The sequence below is a fragment of the Moorena sp. SIO1F2 genome, from assembly GCF_010672755.1.
GTDB lineage: Bacteria > Cyanobacteriota > Cyanobacteriia > Cyanobacteriales > Coleofasciculaceae > Moorena.
On record NZ_JAAHFV010000492.1, the window covers coordinates 1 to 3,855 of the forward strand.

Consider the following 3,855-nt stretch of genomic DNA (forward strand, 5'->3'; position numbering starts at 1 on the left):
TCCCTACTCCCCTACTCCCTACTCCCTTCTCCCTACTCCCTACTCCCTACTCCCTACTCCCTACTCCCTACTCCCTACTCCCTACTCCCTACTCCCCTACTCCCTACTCCCTACTCCCTTATAAAAAAGTAATCAGCATTTTTATGACATGAAAATAGCAATTGTTAATGATTCAATGATGGCAGTAGAGACCCTGCGGCGTGTCTTGATGGTGGTTCCAGACTATAAAGTAGCTTGGGTTGCTAGTGATGGTGCCGAAGCTATTGCCAAATGTGCCAAAGATCTCCCAGACTTAATTTTGATGAATTTGACAATGCCAGTAATAGATGGGGTTGAGGCAACTCGCCAGATCATGAAACATTCTCCCTGTGCGATTTTAGTGGTAACCGCTAGCGTCCAGCAGAATTCATCTAAAGTATTTGAAGCCCTTGGATATGGAGCCTTAGATGCTGTCAGCCTGCCAGTTTTGGGCACTCGCGGTAACCCAGACGCTGCTCAAGAACTACTTACTAAAATTGCTACCATTGGTAAACTGATTGGAAAATCCACCCGAAATTCAAAATCCCCAGCCCGAAATTCCCAACTCCATCTTCCGCCGTTAATCGCAATTGGTGCTTCTACTGGAGGACCAAAGGCTCTAGCAACGATTCTCTCCAGCATACCAGCAAGTTTCAGTGCAGCAATTGTGATTGTCCAGCATGTAGATGTGCAGTTTGCTTCAGGATTAGTGGAGTGGTTGAATCATCAGACACCCTTGGTAGTCCAACTAGCGTCTGACGGTAGCCGTCCTGAAGTAGGGAAAGTATTGATTGCTGGAACCAAAGACCACCTGTTTTTAACATCGAATTTGAGGTTAACCTATACCACCAAACCCAGTAATTATCCCTACCGCCCCTCCGTAGATGTTTTTTTCAAAAGTGTAGCCGAGTACTGGAAGCGCAAAGGCACCGCTGTCTTGTTAACTGGCATGGGTAGAGATGGAGCTGAAGGGCTAAAACTGTTGCGCTCTAAAGGTTGGCATACTATTGCCCAAGATAAAAGCAGTTGCGTGGTTTATGGGATGCCGAAAGCAGCAGCAGAGTTGAAGGCGGCGGTGGAAATTTTGCCCCTAGACGCGATCGCACCTGCCCTAATCAAAGGATTCGCGTTTAAGCCTTAGCTAAATTCCTATAGCTAAATTTATATATCACTTTTATTGCACAACACTGATATATTATAATAATTCTTAACAATAGCTGACTATTAAGCACAATTGGCATGACATAGTTTTCCCAGTTTGCCCAGAGTATTGAACAAAATTTGATAAACTGCTAAACGAATTAGCGTTGCGTCAGTCTTTGAATGAATAGGAGTAGAGTGGGCATCCTGCCCGCCCCAAAATAAGGAGGAAACTGGCAAGATGCCAGTTCTACACAAGATGCCAGTTCTACACAAGATGCCAGTTCCACGCCTGATGTCCATTCTACGGCAAGATGCCTATTCCACCTCACTCTTAAAATCATTCCATTATTAAGCAACGCCAAAGAATTAGCTAACCCTAGGTTATTTATCTATGCTGTACCTGATCTAATTGATAGCCAAAGCGGACATTACAAATAAAATGGTGACTCAAGAGCCGATTAAAGTCCTACTTATCGATGATCAGCCCATGATCGGCGAAGCCATTCGCCGCATGTTGGCTCCAGAAAAGGATATTATCTTTCGCTACTGTCAGGATCCAACTGAAACCTTAAAAGTAGCTAAGGAGTACCAACCAACGGTCATTCTACAAGACTTGGTCATGCCGGAGATGGATGGCTTGTTGTTAGTGCGTTTTTTGCGTTCTAAGGATTCGCCGACTCGACCTATTCCCCTGATTGTACTATCAAGTAAAGAAGAACCAGTAATTAAAGCTAAAGCCTTTGGATTTGGAGCAAATGATTACTTAGTAAAACTGCCAGATCGGGTAGAACTAATTGCTCGTATTCGTTACCATTCCAAAGCCTATCTTAACTTCCTCAAACGAACCGAAGCTGAAGAGCAGCTTAAAGCTGAAAATCTGCGCCAGTCAAAGTATATAAAACAGGTAGAAAAGGTGACAGTAGCAGCCGCCGCTGTGGAAAATGATACATTTAAGCCAGAAAGTCTGGAGGAAGTAGCCACTCGGAGCGACGAGTTAGGACGACTAGCACGAGTTTTCCGGCAAATGGTTCAAACGGTAAAAGCCCGTGAGCAAGAATTGACTCAAGCCAATGAAACTCTGGAAACCCTAAAAAATTCCTTTGCTCGGTTTTTCCCATTTGAATATCTTAATTTTCTGCACAAGGACAATGTGATTCATGTCCAATTAGGGGACCACGTTAGTAAAGAAATGGCGGTGATGTTCAGTGATATTCGCTCCTTTACTACCATTTCTGAGAGTATGACACCAAAGGAAAACTTTGACTTCGTCAATGCCTATCTTAAGCGTGTCAGTCCTGAAATTCGCAATCACGATGGCTTTATTGTCAAATTTCTAGGGGATGGCATGATGGCAGTTTTCCCTGATGGCGCTGATGATGCTGTCTGTGCTGGAATTGCCAAGCTCAAAAAAGTCCAGCAATACAATCAAAAGCGTGAAGCCAACGGTTATTTACCAATTCAAGTAGGGATTGGCATCCACTATGGTCACATGATGGTGGGGATGGTTGGAGAGACATTCCGAATGCAGGGGGATGCTTTTTCTGATAATGTTAACTTGACCGCTCGTTTGGAAGGATTGACCAAGTTTTATGGGGTTTCTTGCTTAATTTCCCAGCAAACCTTAGATAAATTGAGCAATCCCAATCACTATCAAATTCGGTTTCTAGATCGAGCAATTGTTAAAGGTAGAAATGAACCCCTTGCTATCTATGAAGTGCTGGATGGTGAGACGGAGGCAGTTAGGGAATTGAAGTTAAAAACGCAACTGGAATTTGAACAAGGTTTAGAGTGTTATCGCACTCAAGGATTTTACAAGGCTTTAGAATATTTTAATCACGTGTTAATGGTGAATCCTTTGGATAAGACCGCTGCCTTATATGTGGAGCGAATTAATCAGTTGATGGCCCAAGGGGTGCCACAGGATTGGGATGGAGTTTGGCGGTTTACCAAGAAGTAAGCTATCTGGGTTAATGGGAGTAGGGAGTAGGGAGTAGGGAGTAGGGAGTAGGGAGTAGGGAGTAGGGAGTAGGGAGTAGGGAGTAGGGAGTAGGGAGTAGGGAGGGATTTTCGGCGTTGCTGAATTTAGGAATGAATAGGAGTAGATTGGGCATCCTGCCCGCTCGAAAATAAGCATGAAACTGGCAAGATGCCAGTTCCACGCCTGATGCCCATTCCACCAACATGCCCATTCCAGAAAACTCTTAAAATCATTCCATTATTAAGCAACGCTGGATTTTCTCCCTCTTCCCTCTTCCCTGCTCCCTGCTCCCGTCTTGATGCAGTCGCTCATGGGGGAAACCCCCAAGACCGCGCTGCATCGCTGCTCCCTAAAACCCAGAACTTTGTACCTCACCGAATTGATAGCTGCTATATATAGTATAGTAATATTTGCCTAAGGATATTGGTACTATAGTTTATTCATTAGTGATTGCTAAGCACTAATCAATAAACTTTATTACCAAGCACCCGGAATGATAAGTATTCATCGGGATATAATTATATCACAAGTTGCCCACTGTAATTGTTTATATAATTTTTTTATGCAGGTAGCACTCCAAAAAATTTCTAATTCTGAAATCTTTCAGAATACAGTTTTGATCGTAATAATCTTGGCTAGCATTATAGTAGGTCTGGAAACCTATCCATCATTTACAGAAAATTACGGCACTCTTGTCAATTTTATAGAACATCTAA

5 protein-coding genes are annotated in these 3,855 nt (G+C 43.4%); 3 read left to right on the plus strand and 2 right to left on the minus strand.

Going from position 1 to position 3,855, the window contains the following annotated elements:
* Positions 1–148 precede the first annotated feature (148 nt).
* Positions 149–1,159: a chemotaxis response regulator protein-glutamate methylesterase gene (locus F6J94_RS31550; protein WP_293047471.1), complete on the plus strand. Its 1,011-nt coding sequence runs from the start codon at positions 149–151 to the stop codon at positions 1,157–1,159.
* Positions 1,160–1,319: 160 nt separating this feature from the next.
* On the opposite strand, the gene F6J94_RS31555 is transcribed toward F6J94_RS31550, so the two are convergent.
* Positions 1,320–1,502, minus strand: a complete 183-nt coding sequence (locus tag F6J94_RS31555; RefSeq protein ID WP_293047474.1) for a hypothetical protein — start codon at positions 1,500–1,502, stop codon at positions 1,320–1,322.
* Positions 1,503–1,600: 98 nt separating this feature from the next.
* On the opposite strand from F6J94_RS31555, the gene F6J94_RS31560 reads away from it, so the two are divergent.
* Positions 1,601–3,118 (plus strand): adenylate/guanylate cyclase domain-containing protein, encoded by a 1,518-nt coding sequence (locus tag F6J94_RS31560; RefSeq protein ID WP_293047477.1) that lies wholly within the window; start codon positions 1,601–1,603, stop codon positions 3,116–3,118.
* A 10-nt stretch (positions 3,119–3,128) separates the two neighbouring features.
* Here the strand turns inward: F6J94_RS31560 and F6J94_RS31565 are convergent, their stop codons facing one another.
* Positions 3,129–3,320 (minus strand): hypothetical protein, encoded by a 192-nt coding sequence (locus F6J94_RS31565; protein ID WP_293047480.1) that lies wholly within the window; start codon positions 3,318–3,320, stop codon positions 3,129–3,131.
* On the opposite strand from F6J94_RS31565, the gene F6J94_RS31570 reads away from it, so the two are divergent.
* Positions 3,308–3,538, plus strand: a complete 231-nt coding sequence (locus F6J94_RS31570) for a hypothetical protein (protein WP_293029723.1) — start codon at positions 3,308–3,310, stop codon at positions 3,536–3,538. The genes F6J94_RS31565 and F6J94_RS31570 overlap by 13 nt on opposite strands.
* Positions 3,539–3,855 lie beyond the last annotated feature (317 nt).